General features: G+C 60.6%; 18 protein-coding genes. 6 read left to right on the plus strand and 12 right to left on the minus strand.

Going from position 1 to position 17,646, the window contains the following annotated elements:
- The first annotated feature begins 160 nt into the window (after positions 1–160).
- The 4 genes from bamJ (at position 161) to BMZ57_RS28160 (ending at position 2,474) form a co-directional block, all read left to right on the plus strand.
- Complete coding sequence (gene bamJ, locus BMZ57_RS28145) at positions 161–892, plus strand: BamJ family beta-barrel-assembly machinery protein (RefSeq protein WP_010211620.1); 732 nt, start codon at positions 161–163, stop codon at positions 890–892.
- 319 nt (positions 893–1,211) lie between these two features.
- The gene (locus tag BMZ57_RS28150; protein ID WP_010211619.1) at positions 1,212–1,670 is read left to right on the plus strand and encodes a YkvA family protein; all 459 of its coding nucleotides are present in this window, start codon (positions 1,212–1,214) and stop codon (positions 1,668–1,670) included.
- Between the two features lie 94 nt (positions 1,671–1,764).
- The gene (locus tag BMZ57_RS28155; protein ID WP_010211618.1) at positions 1,765–2,106 is read left to right on the plus strand and encodes a helix-turn-helix domain-containing protein; all 342 of its coding nucleotides are present in this window, start codon (positions 1,765–1,767) and stop codon (positions 2,104–2,106) included.
- Entirely contained in the window at positions 2,103–2,474 is a 372-nt protein-coding gene (locus tag BMZ57_RS28160; protein ID WP_005786715.1) for a hypothetical protein, read from the plus strand. The genes BMZ57_RS28155 and BMZ57_RS28160 overlap by 4 nt, the downstream gene beginning before the upstream one ends.
- On the opposite strand, the gene BMZ57_RS28165 is transcribed toward BMZ57_RS28160, so the two are convergent.
- Positions 2,471–4,240, minus strand: coding sequence for a bifunctional diguanylate cyclase/phosphodiesterase (locus BMZ57_RS28165; protein WP_029529192.1), 1,770 nt, complete (start codon positions 4,238–4,240; stop codon positions 2,471–2,473). The two genes, BMZ57_RS28160 and BMZ57_RS28165, sit on opposite strands and share 4 nt — an antisense overlap.
- 118 nt (positions 4,241–4,358) lie before the next feature.
- The gene (locus BMZ57_RS28170) at positions 4,359–6,440 is read right to left on the minus strand and encodes a carboxy terminal-processing peptidase (protein WP_175439673.1); all 2,082 of its coding nucleotides are present in this window, start codon (positions 6,438–6,440) and stop codon (positions 4,359–4,361) included.
- A 138-nt stretch (positions 6,441–6,578) separates the two neighbouring features.
- Between BMZ57_RS28170 and BMZ57_RS28175 the strand changes: the two genes are divergently transcribed.
- Complete coding sequence (locus BMZ57_RS28175; protein ID WP_010211614.1) at positions 6,579–7,541, plus strand: zinc-binding dehydrogenase; 963 nt, start codon at positions 6,579–6,581, stop codon at positions 7,539–7,541.
- Between the two features lie 144 nt (positions 7,542–7,685).
- Here BMZ57_RS28175 and BMZ57_RS28180 read toward each other — a convergent pair whose 3' ends face one another.
- The 6 genes from BMZ57_RS28180 to BMZ57_RS28205 all read right to left on the minus strand — a co-directional run bounded on the left by BMZ57_RS28180 (position 7,686) and on the right by BMZ57_RS28205 (position 13,038).
- Positions 7,686–8,339: an HAD family hydrolase gene (locus tag BMZ57_RS28180; RefSeq protein ID WP_010211613.1), complete on the minus strand. Its 654-nt coding sequence runs from the start codon at positions 8,337–8,339 to the stop codon at positions 7,686–7,688.
- A 30-nt stretch (positions 8,340–8,369) separates the two neighbouring features.
- Positions 8,370–9,359, minus strand: a complete 990-nt coding sequence (locus BMZ57_RS28185; protein ID WP_021492106.1) for an ABC transporter ATP-binding protein — start codon at positions 9,357–9,359, stop codon at positions 8,370–8,372.
- Complete coding sequence (locus BMZ57_RS28190) at positions 9,356–10,156, minus strand: ABC transporter permease (RefSeq protein ID WP_044286923.1); 801 nt, start codon at positions 10,154–10,156, stop codon at positions 9,356–9,358. Before BMZ57_RS28190 ends, BMZ57_RS28185 begins: the two co-directional genes overlap by 4 nt.
- Positions 10,143–10,979 carry an ABC transporter permease gene (locus tag BMZ57_RS28195; protein ID WP_069673177.1) on the minus strand — a complete coding sequence of 279 codons (837 nt, stop codon included), beginning with the start codon at positions 10,977–10,979 and terminating at the stop codon, positions 10,143–10,145. Before BMZ57_RS28195 ends, BMZ57_RS28190 begins: the two co-directional genes overlap by 14 nt.
- Positions 10,976–11,782, minus strand: coding sequence for an alkaline phosphatase family protein (locus tag BMZ57_RS28200; protein WP_010211609.1), 807 nt, complete (start codon positions 11,780–11,782; stop codon positions 10,976–10,978). Before BMZ57_RS28200 ends, BMZ57_RS28195 begins: the two co-directional genes overlap by 4 nt.
- 179 nt (positions 11,783–11,961) lie before the next feature.
- Positions 11,962–13,038, minus strand: a complete 1,077-nt coding sequence (locus tag BMZ57_RS28205) for an ABC transporter substrate-binding protein (protein ID WP_010211608.1) — start codon at positions 13,036–13,038, stop codon at positions 11,962–11,964.
- 347 nt (positions 13,039–13,385) lie between these two features.
- Here BMZ57_RS28205 and BMZ57_RS28210 point away from each other — a divergent pair, with 347 nt between their 5' ends.
- A complete protein-coding gene (locus tag BMZ57_RS28210) occupies positions 13,386–14,099 on the plus strand; it encodes a UTRA domain-containing protein (protein ID WP_010211607.1) in 714 nt (237 codons plus the stop codon).
- 71 nt (positions 14,100–14,170) lie between these two features.
- Here BMZ57_RS28210 and BMZ57_RS28215 read toward each other — a convergent pair whose 3' ends face one another.
- The 4 genes from BMZ57_RS28215 to BMZ57_RS28230 are packed head-to-tail and all read right to left on the minus strand — an operon-like array spanning position 14,171 to position 17,644.
- Positions 14,171–15,085: a metal ABC transporter solute-binding protein, Zn/Mn family gene (locus tag BMZ57_RS28215; RefSeq protein ID WP_069673176.1), complete on the minus strand. Its 915-nt coding sequence runs from the start codon at positions 15,083–15,085 to the stop codon at positions 14,171–14,173.
- Positions 15,085–15,984, minus strand: a complete 900-nt coding sequence (locus BMZ57_RS28220) for a metal ABC transporter permease (RefSeq protein ID WP_010211603.1) — start codon at positions 15,982–15,984, stop codon at positions 15,085–15,087. The genes BMZ57_RS28215 and BMZ57_RS28220 overlap by 1 nt, the downstream gene beginning before the upstream one ends.
- The gene (locus tag BMZ57_RS28225; RefSeq protein ID WP_010211602.1) at positions 15,981–16,727 is read right to left on the minus strand and encodes a metal ABC transporter ATP-binding protein; all 747 of its coding nucleotides are present in this window, start codon (positions 16,725–16,727) and stop codon (positions 15,981–15,983) included. The genes BMZ57_RS28220 and BMZ57_RS28225 overlap by 4 nt, the downstream gene beginning before the upstream one ends.
- On the minus strand, positions 16,724–17,644 hold the full coding sequence (locus tag BMZ57_RS28230) for a metal ABC transporter substrate-binding protein (RefSeq protein WP_010211601.1): 921 nt from the start codon (positions 17,642–17,644) through the stop codon (positions 16,724–16,726). Before BMZ57_RS28230 ends, BMZ57_RS28225 begins: the two co-directional genes overlap by 4 nt.
- Positions 17,645–17,646: the final 2 nt, after the last annotated feature.

Consider the following 17,646-nt stretch of genomic DNA (forward strand, 5'->3'; position numbering starts at 1 on the left):
CACGATCCTTCGCGGGGCCCCATCATGAATGAAAATGCTTTTAAACACGTGAACTTATCAGAAGTTTCCTGCTCACATGCCGGTAGCCATTGGTCGTGGCCGCCTGATAAGCTCGCGACTTTATTCGAATGCCCTATTGGCGCATGAACAAGGAAATAGCATGAAACAGCATCGGTTGGCGGCGGCGGTGGCCCTGGTTAGCCTGGTACTTGCGGGTTGTGATTCGCAGACCAGCGTAGAGCTGAAAACCCCGGCGCAGAAAGCTTCCTACGGCATCGGCCTGAACATGGGCAAAAGCCTTGCCCAAGAAGGCATGGATGACCTGGATTCCAAAGCAGTAGCCCAAGGCATCGAAGATGCTGTCGGCAAAAAAGAGCAGAAGCTCAAAGACGACGAGCTGGTTGAAGCGTTTGCCGCACTGCAAAAGCGTGCTGAAGAACGCATGACCAAGATGAGCGAAGAGTCGGCAGCCGCCGGCAAGAAATTCCTCGAAGACAACGCCAAGAAAGACGGCGTCGTCACCACCGCTTCCGGTCTGCAGTACAAGATCATCAAGAAAGCCGATGGCGCACAGCCTAAGCCGACTGACGTGGTGACTGTGCACTACACCGGCAAACTCACCAACGGCACCACCTTTGACAGCTCCGTGGATCGCGGTAGCCCGATTGACCTGCCGGTCAGCGGCGTGATCCCAGGTTGGGTCGAAGGCCTGCAACTGATGCACGTCGGCGAGAAGGTCGAGCTGTACATCCCTTCGGACCTGGCCTACGGCGCACAAAGCCCAAGCCCAGCGATCCCAGCCAACTCCGTGCTGGTATTCGACCTGGAGCTGCTGGCCATCAAGGATCCAGCCAAAGCAGAAGCACCTGCAGCACCAGCCGCCAAGAAGTAATCGGCGCCTGAACATACAACGCCCCGTCTAGACGGGGCGTTGTTGTTTCTGGGGGGCATCGTTCTAAATGGGGGAGCTGTGCAGATCCAAACGAACGTCTGTGGCAGGTAACAGTCTGATATAAGACTCGAGTACGGGTAGCCGCACATCAACGCCAAGTCAATGAAATCTTGGGTTTTTTTTCAGTGCGCAAAAAATGCCCGATCTGACTGAAAGCCTTGTAACACGTGGCTTTCAGCGCGGAAAATAGGCTCTGTTCACAAGGTTATCCACAATTTGTGTGGATAACCTTTTATGTCGCCTGGAACTGGAGTGACAGATGAAACCACCCTTCAATTTCACCCGTTTCCTGCCCATGGCCGCGCGTCTCCTAGGGCGTGGACGTTTGCCGACGTTACTGTTCGCGGTGGCGGCCAAGGGCTCCAGCCAGGGCAATCGCCTGGGCAAACTCAAGGATGACTTCAAGTTGCTCCAGGCGCTGTGCCTGGCCTACTGGCGCGGCGAGTACCGGGCGATCAGCCCCAAGGCGCTGATCTCGGTGGTGGCGGGGTTGATGTACTTCCTCAGCCCGATTGATGCCATTCCGGACTTTATCCCCATGTTCGGCATGCTCGACGACATTGCCGTGCTGGCATGGGTCATGAAGACCCTGGAAGGCGAACTGAGCGCCTTTCGTGCCTGGCGTGACGCCCAGCGCCCGGAAAAGCTCGCCGTGGTTGAGCGACTGCCTGCTACGCCCGCGCTGCTGGCCAAGGAAAACCCGCAAAAAAACGGATGACACGGTATATCCCCCTGCGACCTTTGTGGCTGTTAGGATTACACTCCTAAGGAAAGAGCTTACTCAGTAAGTGTTGTTATCCTACGGGGCGGTCATGGATATTCAGATAATTTCACGCAATGGCGAACCCGAATACGCGGTGTTGCCATGGGATCAGTACCAGGCGCTGCTAAAAGCTGCCGGTCAGCAACAACCGACGTTACCTCCTCTCTCATCGACTGCCCAAGCCGCCCCTGACCAGGACCTGCGCCCGCTTGCAGACCTGCGCGGCTTGCGTGAGGCCAAGGGCCTGGCGATCGAAACCCTGGCACGCACTGTGGGGATCAGCCCCTCATATCTTGGATTGATTGAAAGTGGTGAACGCCAGCCGGATGCCGCGATCCGCCGCAGCCTGGCCTGGGAATTGGGCGTTGCAGGTTGGAGGGATGAATCTTGAGCCTACGTATCAGCCGTCAACACTGGGATGGATTACTCAACGAACTGGACCAGGCTCGCCGCCAGCGCCATCTGCTGACCTACCGCGCGCTGCTGGAGCGCCTGCAATTTCCCACGCCCGCCATGCAAACCCTGGCTGCCGCTTTGGAGCACCTGGCGGCGCTGGACGCCAAGGCCGAGCAGCCGTTGCGCAGCTCGCTGGTGATCAGCCAGGGCGCCAGTCGCCTGCCGCGTACCGGTTTTTTTGAATGTGTGGAGCGCCTGGGGCGTTTCAGTGGGCCGTCCGATGGCGTGGCCGCCGCGTCCTGGCACGCCTCCGAAGTGGTGCGGGTGTTCGAATACGAGTACCCGGAATCCGCCGAGGCTTAAAGCGCCTGGGGTAGTGCGTCCATGCTGTCGATCACATGGATGCTATAGCCGGCCATATCCTTGGCATGGTGCTTGGCTTGCGATGCCAGCTCCGCCAACTGGCTGGCATCGAGTTGTCCACAGGCCTGTGGATACAAATGCACCACGCCGATGGACAGTGACAGCAGCGCAAACTCCTGGCGTACGCCCTGGCGGTTGAGCGCCACGAAACAACCGGCCTCCAGGTGTTCGGCGCGGTAGAAACGTCGGCATTGGGTGTGGAAGTCATCCAGCAGCTGATTAAGGCGTTTACGCCAATCCTGCGGGCCCAGCACCAGCAAAAAGTCATCGCCGCCGATATGCCCGACAAAGTCGCGGCTGGGGTCGACGCGGTCGTTCAAGCACTGCGCCAGGCACAACAAGACCTCATCCCCACGCCCATAGCCGTAGATATCGTTAAACGGCTTGAAGCTGTCGATATCCACATAGCAGATCACCGATTCGCGCTGTTGCTGCAACAGGCGCGTCAGGCATTGCTGGATCGGCACATTGCCCGGCAGTAGGGTCAGCGGATTGGCGTAGCGCGCTTGCTGGATCTTCAACTCGGTGATCAGCTTGAGCACATCGATCACCCGGCCCAGGCCCAGATAATCACCATTGAGCGTGATGATAAAGTCTTCTTCGATGCGTTGCCGTGCACGGCTGGTGAGCAAACGGCTGACCTGCTGCAGAGACTGGCTCAGCTCCACCGCCAGGAAGTCGGCGCTCATCAAGCGGCTGATGGGTTTGCGCGCAAACAGGTCGGTGGCGAAGGGTTTCAGCAGCGCGTCCGACAGCGAATGCCGGTGGACGATACCGATCGGGTGCCCGCGCCCATCCAGCACCGCCAGGGAATTGAGGTTGGCTTGGCGCCGGAACGCTTCCAGCACCTGGGCGGTGGCGGTGTCCTGATCCACCGCCGGTTGTTCGTTGAGCAAGGCGCTGAGGTCGCTGCCTTCATCGTTCAGCGCCACGTTGGCGCTGTCAGGCTTGGGCAGCATCAGGCGTGCTTCCTGCGGCGGTTGCTCCTGCGGACGGCAGAGCAGGTAGCCTTGAACCAGGTCCACCCCCATCTCGGTCAGTACCGCCAACTCTTCAGGCAGCTCGATACCTTCGGCAATCACTTGGGCACGCGACGCCCTGGCGATTTGCAGGATGGAGCCGACAAATTCCCGCTTAAGCGCATCCTGATGGATGCCGTCGATGAAGTGTCGGTCGATCTTCACGTAATCCGGGCGCAACTCCGACCATAGACGCAGGCTGGAATAGCCGGCACCCAGGTCATCCAAGGCGATCGAGAAACCCATGTTGCGGTAGTGGTGCAGCGCCGTTTGCAGCAGGTCGATATCGTTGGTGGGGGTTTGCTCGGTGAGTTCGATCACCACTTGGCTCGGTGGAATGCCGAAGTCATGCAGCAGTTGCAGGGTGCGCCCCGGCTGATGCGCGGTTTCCATCAGGGATTGCGGCGAAACGTTGAGGAACAGCTTGCCCGGCAGCTTCTGTTCACTGAAGCGGCGGCACGCGCTTTCACGGCAGGCGATCTCCAGTTCACTGAGCCGTCCGGCCTGGCTGGCCACGGAGAACAGGGCGACGGGGGAGTGCAGCGGGCTGTTGGACGGCCCACGACTGAGGGCTTCATAGCCGAGAATGCGTCGGTCAGAGAGGCTGATGATCGGTTGGAACAGGCTGTGCAAACTGCCTTGAGCCAGGATAGAGCCCAATGCATTCAGCTGTTCGGTCATGGTCATGGCGATCTCGATCGAAAAAAAAGGACCGCAGGCTGGCAGCCTGCGGTCCTTCATTTCACGACAGAATGATGTCTATATGATGACACTCCAGGGAGCCATCACATTAAATCGCCATCATTTACTGCTTGGCCACCTGTTTGGTGATCTTCAGGTAATCCAGCAGGATCCGGCCCGTCTCGGCCAGGTAGGCGTCGTCTTCCGGCTTGGTTTTTTCGGCTTCGGTCGGCAGCGCGTCTTCGTCTTCTTTCTTCAGTTCCTTGAGTGGATCTTCACCCTTGGCCTTGCGGCGGATGTTTTCCAGTGCAAGTTGCTTGTTTTCGATGTCGGCGTGCTGCGCGCGGCGATCCACTTCATTGAGGCTGACGGTTTTTTCTTCCATCAGCTTCTTGGCCAGGGCCAGCTTGTCGCGGATGAACACGAACTCGGCATCCTTGGCGGAGCGGGTGTCGTGGTCGGCCTTCAACTGCGCCAGGAATGGCTTGAACGGGTCCGAGGCCGGCTTGATCGCAGGGCGGATGGTGTCCCATGGCATGGCTTCCGGCAGAGCGCTCTCGCCGATTTCCTTGGTGTCGATGATCGACGGGAAATCGATGTCCGGCAGTACGCCCTGGTGCTGGGTGCTCTGCCCGGAAACCCGGTAGAACTTGGCCAGTGTCAGTTTCAGCTCGCCATGGTTAAGCGGCTGGATGGTCTGCACGGTGCCTTTGCCGAAGGTCTGGCCGCCGATGATCATCGCGCGGTGATAGTCCTGCATGGCGCCGGCGAAAATCTCCGAAGCCGAGGCCGACAGGCGGTTGACCAGCAACGCCATAGGGCCTTTGTAGAAGGCGCCTGGGTTCTCGTCTTCCAGCACGTCGACACGGCCGTCAGCGTTGCGCACCAACACAGTCGGGCCCTTGTCGATGAACAGGCTGGTCAGTTCGGTGGCTTCCTGCAGTGAACCGCCGCCGTTGTTGCGCAGGTCGATGACCACGCCGTCGACTTTTTCCTTCTGCAGTTCTGTCAGGATTTTCTTAACGTCGCGGGTGGTGGACTTGTAGTCCGGATCGCCAGCGCGGAAGGCCTTGAAGTCCAGGTAGAACGCCGGGATTTCAATCACGCCCAGCTTGTAGTCCTTGCCATCCTGCTTGAGGTTGAGGACTTTCTTCTGCACGGCCTGGTCTTCGAGCTTCACCGCTTCACGGGTGATGGACACGATCTTGCTGGTCTGGTCGTTCGGCGCATTGGTGTGCGGAATCACTTCCAGACGCACCACGCTGCCTTTCGGCCCACGGATCAGCTTGACCACTTCGTCCAGGCGCCAGCCGACCACGTCGACCATCTCTTTGTCGCCCTGGGCAACGCCGATGATCTTGTCGGCCGGAGCGACCTGCTTGGTCTTGTCCGCCGGACCTGCCGGCACCAGGCGCACGATCTTGACCTGGTCGTTGTCGCTTTGCAGGACGGCACCAATGCCTTCCAGCGACAGACTCATGTTGATATCGAAATTTTCTGCGTTATCTGGCGACAGATAATTGGTGTGCGGGTCGTAGGACATCGCGAAGGTGTTGATGTAGGCCTGGAAGATATCTTCGGCACGGGTCTGGTCCAGACGTGCGAGCTGATTCTTGTAGCGCTTGGTCAACAGCTCCTGGATGGCCTTCGGCTCTTTGCCGGCGATCTTCAGGCGCAGCACTTCGTCCTTGACGCGTTTGCGCCACAGGTCGTCGAGGGCGGCGGTGCTGGTCAGCCAAGGCGCGTCCTTGCGGTCCACCAGAAGGGTTTCCTTCTGGGTGAAGTCGAGCTTGTCGACGCCTTTGTCCAACTGGCCCAAGGCGAAGTCCAGACGCGCTTTGACGCGGTCCAGGTAACGCTTGTAGATGGTAAAGGCGGGTTGCAGGTCGCCGCTCTTGAGGAAGTCGTCGAACTGCGTCTTCCACTTGTCGAACTCGGCGATATCGCTGGCCAGGAAGTAGCTGCGCGACGGATCCAGCAGCTTGAGGTAGCTGTCATAGATGATCACCGAGCGCGCGTCGTCCAGCGGCGGCTTGCTGTAGTGATGACGCTTGAGCAACTCGACGACGTTAAGGCTGGCAATCACCTCATCGCGATCCGGCTGAAGGTTGTCCCAGCTGTTGGCTGCGAACGTATTGGTCGACATCGACGCGAAGCCGAGACCAATGAAAAGAGCGAGGGCGGTGCTGGGGAACAAATGCTTCATGCTGATTCGACGCGGGGGCAATTGATAACGCATATTAGGCCGTCTTTGAGGGAGCCGGTTCCATATGGTCCGGTCGCATAATGCAAAAAGCCCGGCGATACAGCTACGGGCTCAGTCCAGACTCACTATGGAGGCACTGTGAAAGCATTGCAAGGCGTTGACGGTCATGTGGAGTGGTTGGACGAACCCAGTCCTACCTGCGATGTAGGGCAAGTTCGCATTCGCGTGGCGGCAGCGGGCCTCAATCGCGCCGATTTGTTACAGCGCGCGGGGCTCTATCCGCCGCCACCGGGTGCCAGCCACGTGTTGGGCCTGGAGTGTTCCGGGGTGATCAGCGAAGTGGGGGCGGGCTCATCCTGGCAAGTGGGCGACCGCGTGTGCGCACTGCTCGCCGGTGGCGGCATGGCCGAAGAAGTGGTGGTGGATGCGCGCCACGTACTGCCTGCGCCGGAAGGCTTGTCGCTGATCGAAGCGGCGGCGCTGCCTGAGGTGTACAGCACGGCGTGGCTCAATTTGTTCCAGTTGGCGGGCCTCAAGCCCGGCGAGAAGGTGCTGCTGCATGCCGGCGCCAGTGGCGTTGGCTCTGCCGCAATCCAGCTGTGCAAGGCGTTTGGCAGCCCGTGCTGGGTCAGCGTTGGCTCGGCGGACCGCCTGGCCTATTGTGAGGAACTGGGTGCCCAAGGCGGCGTGGTGCGCACCGACGGGATCGAAGGGCTGCGGGATTTCGGGCCGTTCGATGTGATCCTCGACCCGGTGGGTGGCAGCTATGCGGCGCTCGACCTCAAGTTGCTGGCCCTCGATGGGCGCTGGGTATTGATCGGCTTGATGGGCGGTCGCGACGCGCAGCTGGATCTGGCCCAGGTGCTGGGCAAGCGGATTCAGCTATTGGGTTCGACCCTGCGCAGCCGCAGTGATCAGTTCAAGGCTGATCTGTTCAGTGACTTGAGCCAGCATGTGTGGCCGTTGTTTGTTGAAGGGCGGTTGAGCCCGCAGCTGGCCAAGACTTTCCCGATCAAGGATGCCGAAGCGGCGTTCGCCGAGTTGGCGACTAACCAGATTTCCGGGAAATTGGTGTTGGTGATTGACGAAACCCTGGTCTGACCTGGATTGAAATGCAGTCAATGTGGGAGCGGGCTTGCTCGCGAAGGCGGTGTATCAGTGAAGAATATTTCATCTGACACATCGCCTTCGCGAGCAAGCCCGCTCCCACATGTTGATCGCATTTCAATTTCTGAAGGGGCTGTGTCAGGTCCAGTGGTGGATCGGCCAGCCGGCCGTTTCGGCATGCTCGCGCAATACCGGGTCCGGGTTCACCACTTGCGGGTAGTCCACCTTGAGCAACAACGGCAAATCATTGCGCGAGTCCGAATAAAAGTACGCGCCTTCCAGCGATTCGCCTGCCTGCTCAAGCCACTCAAGCAGCCGCGTGATCTTGCCCTCGCGATACGTCAGCACATCGACCGTACGCCCGCTGTACACACCATGGCTGACGTCAAGGTTGATCCCCAACACTTCATCAATGCCGATCCGCGCCGCAATCGGCGTGACCAGGTGCGTGCCCGAGGCGGAGATCACCAGGATCCGGTCGCCATTGGCACGGTGGCGGGCGATGGTTTTGGTGGCGTCGCTGTAGATCAGCGGCTCGATCACGTCTTCGACCCAGGGCTCCACCAAGTGCTCGATTTCTTCCGGCGTGCGGCCGATCATCGGCTCCAGGCTGAAGTCCATGAACTCTTCCATCCGCAGCTTGCCTTGGCTGTAGGCGTCCATCAGCTCGTTGTTCTTGCGCATGAACGACTCAGGGTCGACCCAGCCCAGCCGGCCCATCTGCTCACTCCAGAGGGTGGCGCAGTCGCCATGGATGAGGGTGTCGTCCAGATCAAAAATTACCAATGCCATCCGTCATGCTCTCTCAAATGAAACGTTGCATCAGGCTACTTCACACAGGGCACTGGGGTCGATGGAAAGTGCCAGGCGTTGCCCGTCCGGATGCAGGTCATCGGCCGAACGGTTGAGCACATCTACCACCAGTTCTACACCGCGTGCTTCGATGCGGTAGCGAATCACGTTGCCCAGCAGGCTGTGGCTGCGCACCAGCGCATCCAGTTCGCCGGTGCGGCTCAGCTCAATGGCCTCCGGGCGAATGGCGATACGGCTGCTGATCGGGCGTTGCAACAGTTGGGTGGCCTTGTCGGCGTCGAGCAGGTTGTAGTTACCGATGAACCCGGCGGCGAATACATCCACCGGCGCGGTGTAGAGCGTTTCGGCATCGCCGCTTTGCACGATCTTGCCTTGGTTCATCAGGAAGATCCGGTCGGACATGGTCAGCGCTTCTTCCTGGTCGTGGGTCACGAAGATGGTGGTCAGCCCCAGTTCGCGTTGGATCTGGCGGATCTGTTCACGCAGGTGCTTGCGAATCCGCGCATCCAGCGCCGACAGCGGCTCATCCAGCAGCAACAGGCGCGGACGGGTGACCAGCGAGCGGGCCAGGGCCACGCGCTGGCATTGGCCACCGGACATCTGGTGCGGGTAGCGGCCGGCGAGGTCCTTGAGTTCGACCAATTGCAGCACTTCCTGCACGCGTTTGTGACTGTCATCGGCGTTGACTTTTTGCATGCGCAGGCCGAAGGCGACGTTCTGTTCCACGGTCATGTTGGGAAACAGCGCGTAGCTCTGGAACACCATGCCGATATGGCGTTTCTGCGGGCTCAGCGGGACGATGTCCTGGCCATCCAGCAGAATTTTCCCACTGTCCACTGACGTCAGGCCGGCGATGCAGCGCAGCAGCGTGGACTTGCCGCACCCGGACGGGCCGAGCAGGGTGACGAACTCGCCCTTGGCGACTTCGCAGTTGATGTCACTGAACACCGGGGTGCCGGCGTAGCTTTTTTGCAGGTGTTGGACGCTGACGAAGCTCATTGGCTTTTGTCCTTGTTCAAGATGTTGGCGGCCCAGGTCAGCACCAGCACAAAGAAGAAATAGGAAATCACGACGGCACTGGTGAAGTGACCGCTGCTGTTGCGCATGTTGTTCAGGTACACCTGTAATGTTTCGTAGCGGGTGCCCACCAGGATATTGGCGAACACGAACTCACCGAACAGGAACGAGAACGACAGCAGCAACGCCACCATCAAGCCTTTGCGCAGGTTCGGCAGCACCACCAGGATCGCCGCTTGCCAGGTGCTGGCGCCGAGCAGTTGTGACGCGTCCATCAGGTCGCGCAGGTTAATGGCTTGCAGGTTGTTGGTGATCGCCCGGTACATGAACGGCAGTGCGACGGTGAAGTAGCAGCCGATCAAAATCCACGGCGTGCCCACCATCGCCATCGGCCCGGAGCCATACAGTTGCAGCAAGCCCACCGACGACACCACGGGCGGCACCGCGAAGGGCAGCAGGATGAGGATGTTCATCAGCGCATCGAGCTTGGGGAAGTGGTAATGCACCACGAACAGCAGCGGCAGAATCAACACCACCGACAGGATCAGCGCGCCCACACACACCAGCAATGATTGCCCGAAGGCCATCAAGAAGCGTGGGTCGCTCCACAGCTGCACGTACCATTTCACGGTAAAACCGGCAGGCAGAATGGTTGCCGACCAACTGCTGGCAATGGAGTAGACAAAGGTGCCCGCCAGCGGCAACACCAGGATCGCAAATAACAACCACACCACTACCCGATGGTAGAGGGAGGCCGGGCCGGCTTCAGCGCGAGACATGGTAGCTCCTCTTGAGCAGCAGTTGATGGACCACGGTGACTGCGGTCATCAGCGCCACCAGCACCACGGCCAGGGCGCTGGCCAGGTACGGGTCGAGGGACACATCGCCGGACACCAGCCCCGCAATGCGGATCGGCAGCACGTTGAAGTTGCCGGTGGTCAAGGCGTAGACCGTGGCATAGGCGCCGAGGGCATTGGCCAGCAGAATCACGAAAGTGCCCAGTAGGGCAGGGGTGAGCACCGGCAGGCCGATATGCCGCCAGAACTGCCAGCCATTCGCGCCCAGCAGGGACGCCGACTCACGCCAGTCTTCGCGCAGCGCATCGAAAGCCGGGTACAGCAGCAGCACGCCCAGCGGAATCTGGAAGTAGGTATAGAGGATGATCAACCCGGTTTTGGAATACAGGTTGAAGTCCTGAATGATCCCCGCCTGCTTGAGCATGATGGTGATGCTGCCGTTGAAGCCCAGCAGGATGATGAATGCGAACGCCAGTGGCACGCCGGCGAAGTTGCTGGTCATGTTGGCGAAGGCGGTGACGAAATTGCGCAGCGGCGAATCCACCCGGCGCAACGAGTAGCTGCCCAGCGTGGCAATGATGATCCCGAAGATGCTGGAGTAGAAGCTGATCTCCAGGCTGAACTGGATGGCTTGCAGGTAGAACTTCGAGCTTAAGATCCGCGTGAAGTTTTCCAGGCCCCAGCCAGCCTCTTCGGTTTGCAGGCTGTTGATCAGCACCCACACCAGCGGGGCGATTTCGAACACGATAAAGAACAGCGCGAAGGGCACCAGGCACAGCAGTGCCAGCCATTTACCACGGATCATTTCAGCAGCTCCCGGCATGCAGGTTTGTCGTGGGGCACGCCCAGCAACTCGCAGACGGTGCCGCACAGCTCGGTCTGTTTTGGCGTCGCGTTGGGGTCCAGGCTGAAGGCATCGCCAAGGACAAACAGCGGCACTTCACGCTCTTCTGGCAGCAGGCCGTTGTGGGAACGATCGTTGTTCATGCCATGGTCGGCGGTCACCAGCACCTGGTAGCCCGCATCGAGCCAGGCTTGCAGGTAGTCAGCCAGGATGATGTCGGCCGCCCGTGCGCTGTTGCGGTATTGCGGCGTATCGAGGCCGTGCTTGTGGCCGGCGTCGTCGATGTTCATCGGGTGCACCACCAGGAAGTTCGGCGCGTGCTTGAGGCGCAGGCTTTCGGCGTCGGCAAACAGGTGGGAATCCGGGTAGTGGTCATTCCAGTAGAAATGCCCGTGCTGGATCGCCAGTGCCTTGTCGTCGGTATGACGGTCGCGGGCGGCAAGGAAGGGCGTGCGGTTGTACAACTCGCTGACCCAGTGGTAAGCCGCCGCTGCCGTGGTCAGGCCGGCGTCGGTGGCGTAATGGAAAATGCTGCGCTGGTTGGACAGGCGCGAGACGTTGTTGTGGACGATGCCGCTCTGGATCGGAGGCACGCCGGTGAGTACGCATTCATACAGCGGTCGGGACAGGGCGGGCAGTTCACATTCCAGTTTGTAGAGGGCTGCGCGTCCTGCGCCGACATAGGCCTGCAAGTGCCCCATGGCGTGTCGGGCCACCTCAAAGTTCAGGCCGTCGAGCACGACAAGGATGACATTGTGCTTCATGGGGGGAGGCGCTCCGCAACAGTAGACTTGACTCAATTTCTCTGACACAAACGGGTCAAATTGTGGGAGCTGGCTTGCCTGCGATGGCGGTGCATCAGTCGACACAGAGGTTGAATGTCAGACCGCTATCGCAGGCAAGCCAGCTCCCACACTAACTGCATTTCAGGCTGGGAGCCTGATTACTTCATCTCTACGATGACCTGCTCGTTCCACAACTGCGGCAGCTTCTTGGACGTCGCTTCCCAGGCTTCGGCATCCTTGATCGGCTGCGGGTTGGCCTTGGTGTACTGCTCGCCCGGGATCAGGTTCTTGGCGATGTCGGCCGGCAGTTTCAGGTCGGTTTCAGCGCGGATCGGACGCGCATTGCCTTTCGCCAGGTTGAGCTGGCCGGCGTCGCTGAAGATGTATTCGCGGGTCAGCTTGGCGGCGTTCGGGTGTTTGGCGTATTTGTTGATGATGGTGGTGTAGCCGGATTTCACCGAGCCATCCGATGGGATCAGCACCACGTAGTCATCCGGGTTGGCCATCTTGGCCTTGTAGCTCAGGCCGTTGAAGTCCCAGACGATACCCACTTCGACTTCGCCTTTTTCCATGGTGGCAATGGTCGGGTTGGACAGGCCGAGACGACCTTGCTGGGCAATCTTGGTGAAGAATTGCAGGCCTGGGGCGATGTTCTTCTCGTCGCCCTTGTTGGCGATGGCGGCAGCGAGTACGGCGTTGGAGGCCTGGGCCGCGGTGCTCACGTCACCAACGGAGACCTTGTATTTGCCGGTCTGCAGGTCAGCCCAGCTGGTAGGAACCTCGGAACCGTGCAGCAGCTTTTTGTTGACGATAAACGCGATGGTGCCGGTATAGGCCAGGGCCCAGTGACCGTCTTTGTCCTTAGCCCAATCCGGCACCTGGGCCCAGGTGGACGGTTTGTATGGCTGGGTGACTTCCTGCTTCACCGCAATCGGTCCGAACGCCGCGCCCACGTCGCCGATATCGGCGCTGGCGTTGTCTTTCTCGGCCTTGAACTTGGCAATCTCCTGGGCCGAGCTCATGTCGGTGTCGATGTGCTTGAGGCCGTAGGTCTTGGCCAGGTCTTCCCAGGTGCCCTTCCAGTTGGCCCAGTCATCGGGCATGCCGACACTGTTTACAGCGCCTTCTGCCTTAGCGGCAGCTTCCAGGGTTTTTAGATCGGTATCAGCGGCCATGGCGGCGGTGCACATGGCAATGGTCGAGCCTAACAGTGATGCCAGGAAAAGCTGTTTCATCCGAAGCTCCTTTGGGCGTTTTCAACGCGGCGGTTTTTTCTGCGGTGTTGTTGGTCTAGGTCAGAGCAATACCTGAGCCAATCTAGACGCGATGGATGACAGTTTCATGTCGATGTCGTTTTTAAAGCCTCGATGTCGCTCAGCGCAGACCTAGCGTAGACCATGCTCAAGTGCCCGTAGTGACTGGACTTGGCCGATGTATTGCAGGGTGTGCTGCGAGGGATGCACACGGACTGTCATCTGTCGGTCATCTGTAATGCCTAGGCTGGCACGCAACCGTGCAAGCCCATTTACGGAGCGGTTTGTGCACCTTGTCGGTGCTGGTCTAGTCCAGATAGGTAACGTTGATGCGTGATGAGGCAATCAAAGCGGTGACATCCATCGGCCTGGCGCTGCAAGAGCAGATCGACCACGGCCTGTTGCCACCTGCCAGCAAATTGCCCGCCGAACGCAAGCTCAGCGAGTTGTTTGGTACCACCCGGATTACGGTGCGGGAAGCCTTGTTACAACTGGAGGCCCAGGGCCAGATCTATCGCGAGGAGCGGCGCGGCTGGTTTGTCTCGCCGCCACGGCTGGCCTACAACCTGATGCAACGTAGCCACTTTCACGCGATGGTCAGCGACCAGGGGCGGGTGGCGTCCACGGAAGTGATTTCCGCGCGGCTCCAACCGGCCTCGGCGGCGGTGTGTGCGTGGTTGCAGTTACCGGCGCTGTCCAGCGTGATCCAGATCTGCCGGGGCCGGCGGATTGACGGGCGCTTGGTGCTGTATGTAGAGCACTACCTGAACCCGCAGTATTTTCCGGGGATCCTGGCGTGTGATTTGAATCAGTCGATGACTGAGCTGTACGCGCGAAAGTACGACCTGCACTACGGTCGAGTGCGCTTTGAAATCGTGCCGACATCACTGCCGGTGGAAGCCGCCGCTGCATTGCGTGTGTCGGTGGGCAGCCCGGGCTTGCGTATCGCCCGGGTCAATTATGACCAGCACCAGCGTTTGATCGACTGCGACCTGGAGTTCTGGCGGCATGATGCCATCCACGTTGGCGTGGATGTTGTGTAGCCACCGGACTGAATGACACACCACAAACCCACAGTTGAATCGAGCCATAGGCATGACCGATCGGTGGGTTGTCAGGGTGTGAGCGCGTCGATCAGCTGACCCACATTGGTCTCCAACTCTGTCACCGGCTCCGCACTGTCCACATTCAACACCAGCAGTTTCGAGCCCCCGGCGCTAACCGCCGCCTTGACCGCCTCACTCGGCTGACGATGATGCAGCACCACCGCCACCTCGTTGTCCTTCAACTCGGTACTCAGTTTCTGCAACGCCTCAGGTGTCCAGTCAGCGTCGGGCCGCGCATCGGTACTGAGCACTTCCAGGTTCAAACTGCTGACCAGGTACGCGAAGTGGTCACTCAGGCTGACCACGCTCAGGTTGTCCGCCTTGGCCAGTCGCGCTTCGCTGTCGGCGGTGAGCTTGAGCAGGCGCTGCTTGAGGGCGGCGAGGTTGGCATCGATCTTCGGCTTGGCAGTAGGGGCCAGGCGGCTCAGGTCGGCGGCCAGCACATCGGCCATGCGCCCCATGTTGTTGCTCGACTGCCAGGGCTGGCTGTTCAAGCCGTCGGTGACACCCGGCTGCACCGCAATGCCCGGCAAACCGCCGTCCACCGGGCGTGCAGCGTCGACTTCGACGATGCGGATGTTGCTGCGCCGCGCCACCGGGTAGAGCGGGTCATCAGCCCACAACGAGCGCAGGCCGATGGCGGCGTCGGCGTCCAGTGCCAATGTGTTCAGGGCCGGGGCGCCACGGCCGGTGAAGTAGGACACTTGCCGCGAACCGGGCAGGTTGGCCGGGGCGGCGCGCTCAAGCTGTACGTCGGTGCCTTTTAATAGCACCTCAGCCAGGCCGTAGGTGATCGCAAGCGAAGCAAGCACTTTGACCGGCTTTGCCGCGTGGGCAGCCGGTGTGGCCGTTTCAGCCGCCATCAGTGGCGTGGTGAACAAACAAGCGATGGCCAGGGCCAGAGGATGAAGAACGGAGCGCATTATCCAAGATTCCCTTTGAGGCTGGGCACAGTGCCGCGCGCGATGGCGGCCAAGGCGAAGGCGATACCGGCGACCAGGATGATGGCGGCGCCGGACGGCACGGGCAGGTCGAAGATGATCGGCAGCAGGATCCCGCACAGGGTGCTGACGGTGGCAATGGCGACCGAAACCCAGAAGAAACCCTTGAGCGACTGGCTCAACAAACGCGCCGCGGCTGCCGGAATCACCAGCAATGCACCCACCAGGATCGCGCCGATGACCTTGACCGCCGCGACGGTGATCAGCGTCACCAGGATCACGAACAGGTAGTCCAGGGTTTTCACGGCGACGCCGCGCACCGCCGCCAGTTGCGGATTGAAGCTGGCCAGCATGATGCGGTTGTACAGCGGCAGCGCCAGGGCCATCACCAGCGAACCGACAACCGCCAGTACCAGCAGGTCGTTGCCGTTGACCGTCAACACCGAGCCAAACAGCACGTTCTCGAGGATGTGCACGTTGATCTTGCCCGCCAGGATCAGCAACAGGCTCGCACCCAGCGCCAGGGACACCGACAGGAACACGCCGATCAACGTATCCGGCGCCAGGCCGGTGCGATTGCGCAGGTAGTTGAGCAGGATGCCGAACAGCAGGCAGTAGCCGAACAACGCGCCATACGGACCGGTATAGGGCTCTCCCAGCAGGATGCCTACGGCCACGCCCGTCAGCGCGGCGTGGCCGACCGCTTCGGAGAAAAACGCGAAGCGCTTGACCACCACCAGCGTGCCCAGGCCGCCCAGCACCGGGCCGATCAGCAGACCGGCGAGCAGGGCGTTGACCACAAAACCGTAGGCCAGCGCCTCCGGCAGGTAACCGGAAGAGGCCCAGCCCTGGACCATCAAGCGAAAGGCTTCATAACTCATTGCGCCGGGCTCCGAGGGTGGGTGGAGAACAGGGTGAGCAGGCGATCCGGGGTCAGGGCCTCCTTGGGTGTGGCGTCGAACAGCACGCGGCGGTTCAGGCCGGTGACGCGATCAGCCAGACGGCCCACGGCCTCCAGGTCATGCTCGATCCACAGCACCGTGATCCCGGCCAGGCGCCAGTCATTGAGCAGGCGCTCGAAGACCTGGATACCGGCTTCGTCGAGGGCCGACATGGGTTCATCCAGTACCAGCAATTGCGGCGCCGGGATCAGGCCCTGGGCCAGCAACACGCGCTGGCGTTCACCGCCGGACAGCGCGCCCATGCGCCGCTTGCGTTTGTCCTGCATGCCAACGCGCTCCAGCGCGTCCCCAATCGCGCCGGCGTAATGCTTGGACAAACCAAGAAATGCAGGGCGCCGTTGGCACATAGCCGCCATGAAATCATCCACGGTCATCGGCAAACCACGGTCGAATTCCAGGGCCTGGGGCACATAACCGATGGTGCCGGGCGCGGCCGGCCAGTGCAGGCTCAAGCGGCCCTGGTGAGGTGTTTGCCCGAGCAGCGTCTTGATCAGCGAACTTTTGCCGCCACCGTTGGGGCCGACCAGTGCATGGATACTGCCCGGCTGTACCTGGAAACGCACGTCATCAAGGATCACGGTGCGACCCAGGGTCAGCGATACCTTGTCGAATTCAAGCGTCGGACCGACGCTGACCGCACTCAACTGTTCCGCCGCCGTCATGCCCCCGACTCCTGAATCGCCCGCACCACGGTATTGAGGTTGCCGGTCATCTCCACTTCGTACTTCTCGGCGCTGTATTCGCCGTAGGAAATATGTGACAGCGGGTACAGCTTGACGCCCGACTCGCGCTGGATGGTGTCGACGTAGGTGGACGGGAAATCCATCTCCGAGAAGATCACCTTTACGTCCAGGGCGCGCAGTTCATCGATGGTTTTTTTCAGCTGGCTCGGGCTGGGTTCGATGCCGTGGGCGGGTTCGACCACGGCGGTGACTTCCAGGCCGAATTCGCGCAGCAGGTAGTCATAGGCTGCGTGCACAGTCGCCACGCGCAGGTCCGGGTTGGGGGCGCTGGTCAGCTTGGCCAGGGCATCGGCGCGCATCTGGCGCAGACGCTTGCCGTAGGCACGGGCATTCTGGGTGTAGGTCTTGGCGTTGTCCGGGTCGAGCTTGCCCAGTTCGCGGGCGATGTTATTGACCTGGGCAATCGACGCACTGATCGACAGGAAGGTATGCGGGTTGACCACCTTGCCGGCACCGCGCGCGGCGTTACCGGTGGCGGCCAGCAGCGGCACGTTGGCGTTGGCCTCGATCACCGGGATGTCCGGACGTTCGCTGGTGGCAATCATGCGGTCGGCGAAATCATCGTGGCCGACGCCGTTGAGCACAATCACGTCCAGGGTGCCGATACGTTTGATGTCTTCGGCGCGCGGCTCGTAGGCATGCGGGTTGAAACCGGCCGGAATCAGCGGTACCACCTCGGCCTTGTCGCCGACGATATTGGCCACATAGCTGTAATAAGGATGCAGGGTGATGCCGATTCGCAGGCGTTTGTTCGCCTCGGCGTTGGCGAGCGGGGCGAGTATCAGGCTGAACAGGCCAACCAGCAACAGGCGCAACAGGGGAGATGAAATGGACATGG

The sequence above is a fragment of the Pseudomonas simiae genome (assembly GCF_900111895.1).
GTDB classification, from domain to species: Bacteria; Pseudomonadota; Gammaproteobacteria; order Pseudomonadales; family Pseudomonadaceae; genus Aquipseudomonas; species Aquipseudomonas simiae.

Bases quoted from the DNA above. Each gene is read 5' to 3' on its own strand.
- bamJ (WP_010211620.1), top strand. From the start codon at position 161: ATGAAACAGCATCGGTTGGCGGCGGCGGTGGCCCTGGTTAGCCTGGTA.
- BMZ57_RS28155 (WP_010211618.1), top strand. From the start codon at position 1,765: ATGGATATTCAGATAATTTCACGCAATGGCGAACCCGAATACGCGGTG.
- BMZ57_RS28215 (WP_069673176.1), bottom strand. From the start codon at position 15,085: ATGCGCTCCGTTCTTCATCCTCTGGCCCTGGCCATCGCTTGTTTGTTC.
- BMZ57_RS28200 (WP_010211609.1), bottom strand. From the start codon at position 11,782: ATGAAGCACAATGTCATCCTTGTCGTGCTCGACGGCCTGAACTTTGAG.
- BMZ57_RS28170 (WP_175439673.1), bottom strand. From the start codon at position 6,440: ATGAAGCATTTGTTCCCCAGCACCGCCCTCGCTCTTTTCATTGGTCTC.
- BMZ57_RS28225 (WP_010211602.1), bottom strand. From the start codon at position 16,727: ATGACGGCGGCGGAACAGTTGAGTGCGGTCAGCGTCGGTCCGACGCTT.
- BMZ57_RS28220 (WP_010211603.1), bottom strand. From the start codon at position 15,984: ATGAGTTATGAAGCCTTTCGCTTGATGGTCCAGGGCTGGGCCTCTTCC.
- BMZ57_RS28150 (WP_010211619.1), top strand. From the start codon at position 1,212: ATGAAACCACCCTTCAATTTCACCCGTTTCCTGCCCATGGCCGCGCGT.
- BMZ57_RS28205 (WP_010211608.1), bottom strand. From the start codon at position 13,038: ATGAAACAGCTTTTCCTGGCATCACTGTTAGGCTCGACCATTGCCATG.
- BMZ57_RS28230 (WP_010211601.1), bottom strand. From the start codon at position 17,644: ATGTCCATTTCATCTCCCCTGTTGCGCCTGTTGCTGGTTGGCCTGTTC.
- BMZ57_RS28165 (WP_029529192.1), bottom strand. From the start codon at position 4,240: ATGACCATGACCGAACAGCTGAATGCATTGGGCTCTATCCTGGCTCAA.
- BMZ57_RS28190 (WP_044286923.1), bottom strand. From the start codon at position 10,156: ATGTCTCGCGCTGAAGCCGGCCCGGCCTCCCTCTACCATCGGGTAGTG.
- BMZ57_RS28185 (WP_021492106.1), bottom strand. From the start codon at position 9,359: ATGAGCTTCGTCAGCGTCCAACACCTGCAAAAAAGCTACGCCGGCACC.
- BMZ57_RS28210 (WP_010211607.1), top strand. From the start codon at position 13,386: ATGCGTGATGAGGCAATCAAAGCGGTGACATCCATCGGCCTGGCGCTG.
- BMZ57_RS28180 (WP_010211613.1), bottom strand. From the start codon at position 8,339: ATGGCATTGGTAATTTTTGATCTGGACGACACCCTCATCCATGGCGAC.
- BMZ57_RS28195 (WP_069673177.1), bottom strand. From the start codon at position 10,979: ATGATCCGTGGTAAATGGCTGGCACTGCTGTGCCTGGTGCCCTTCGCG.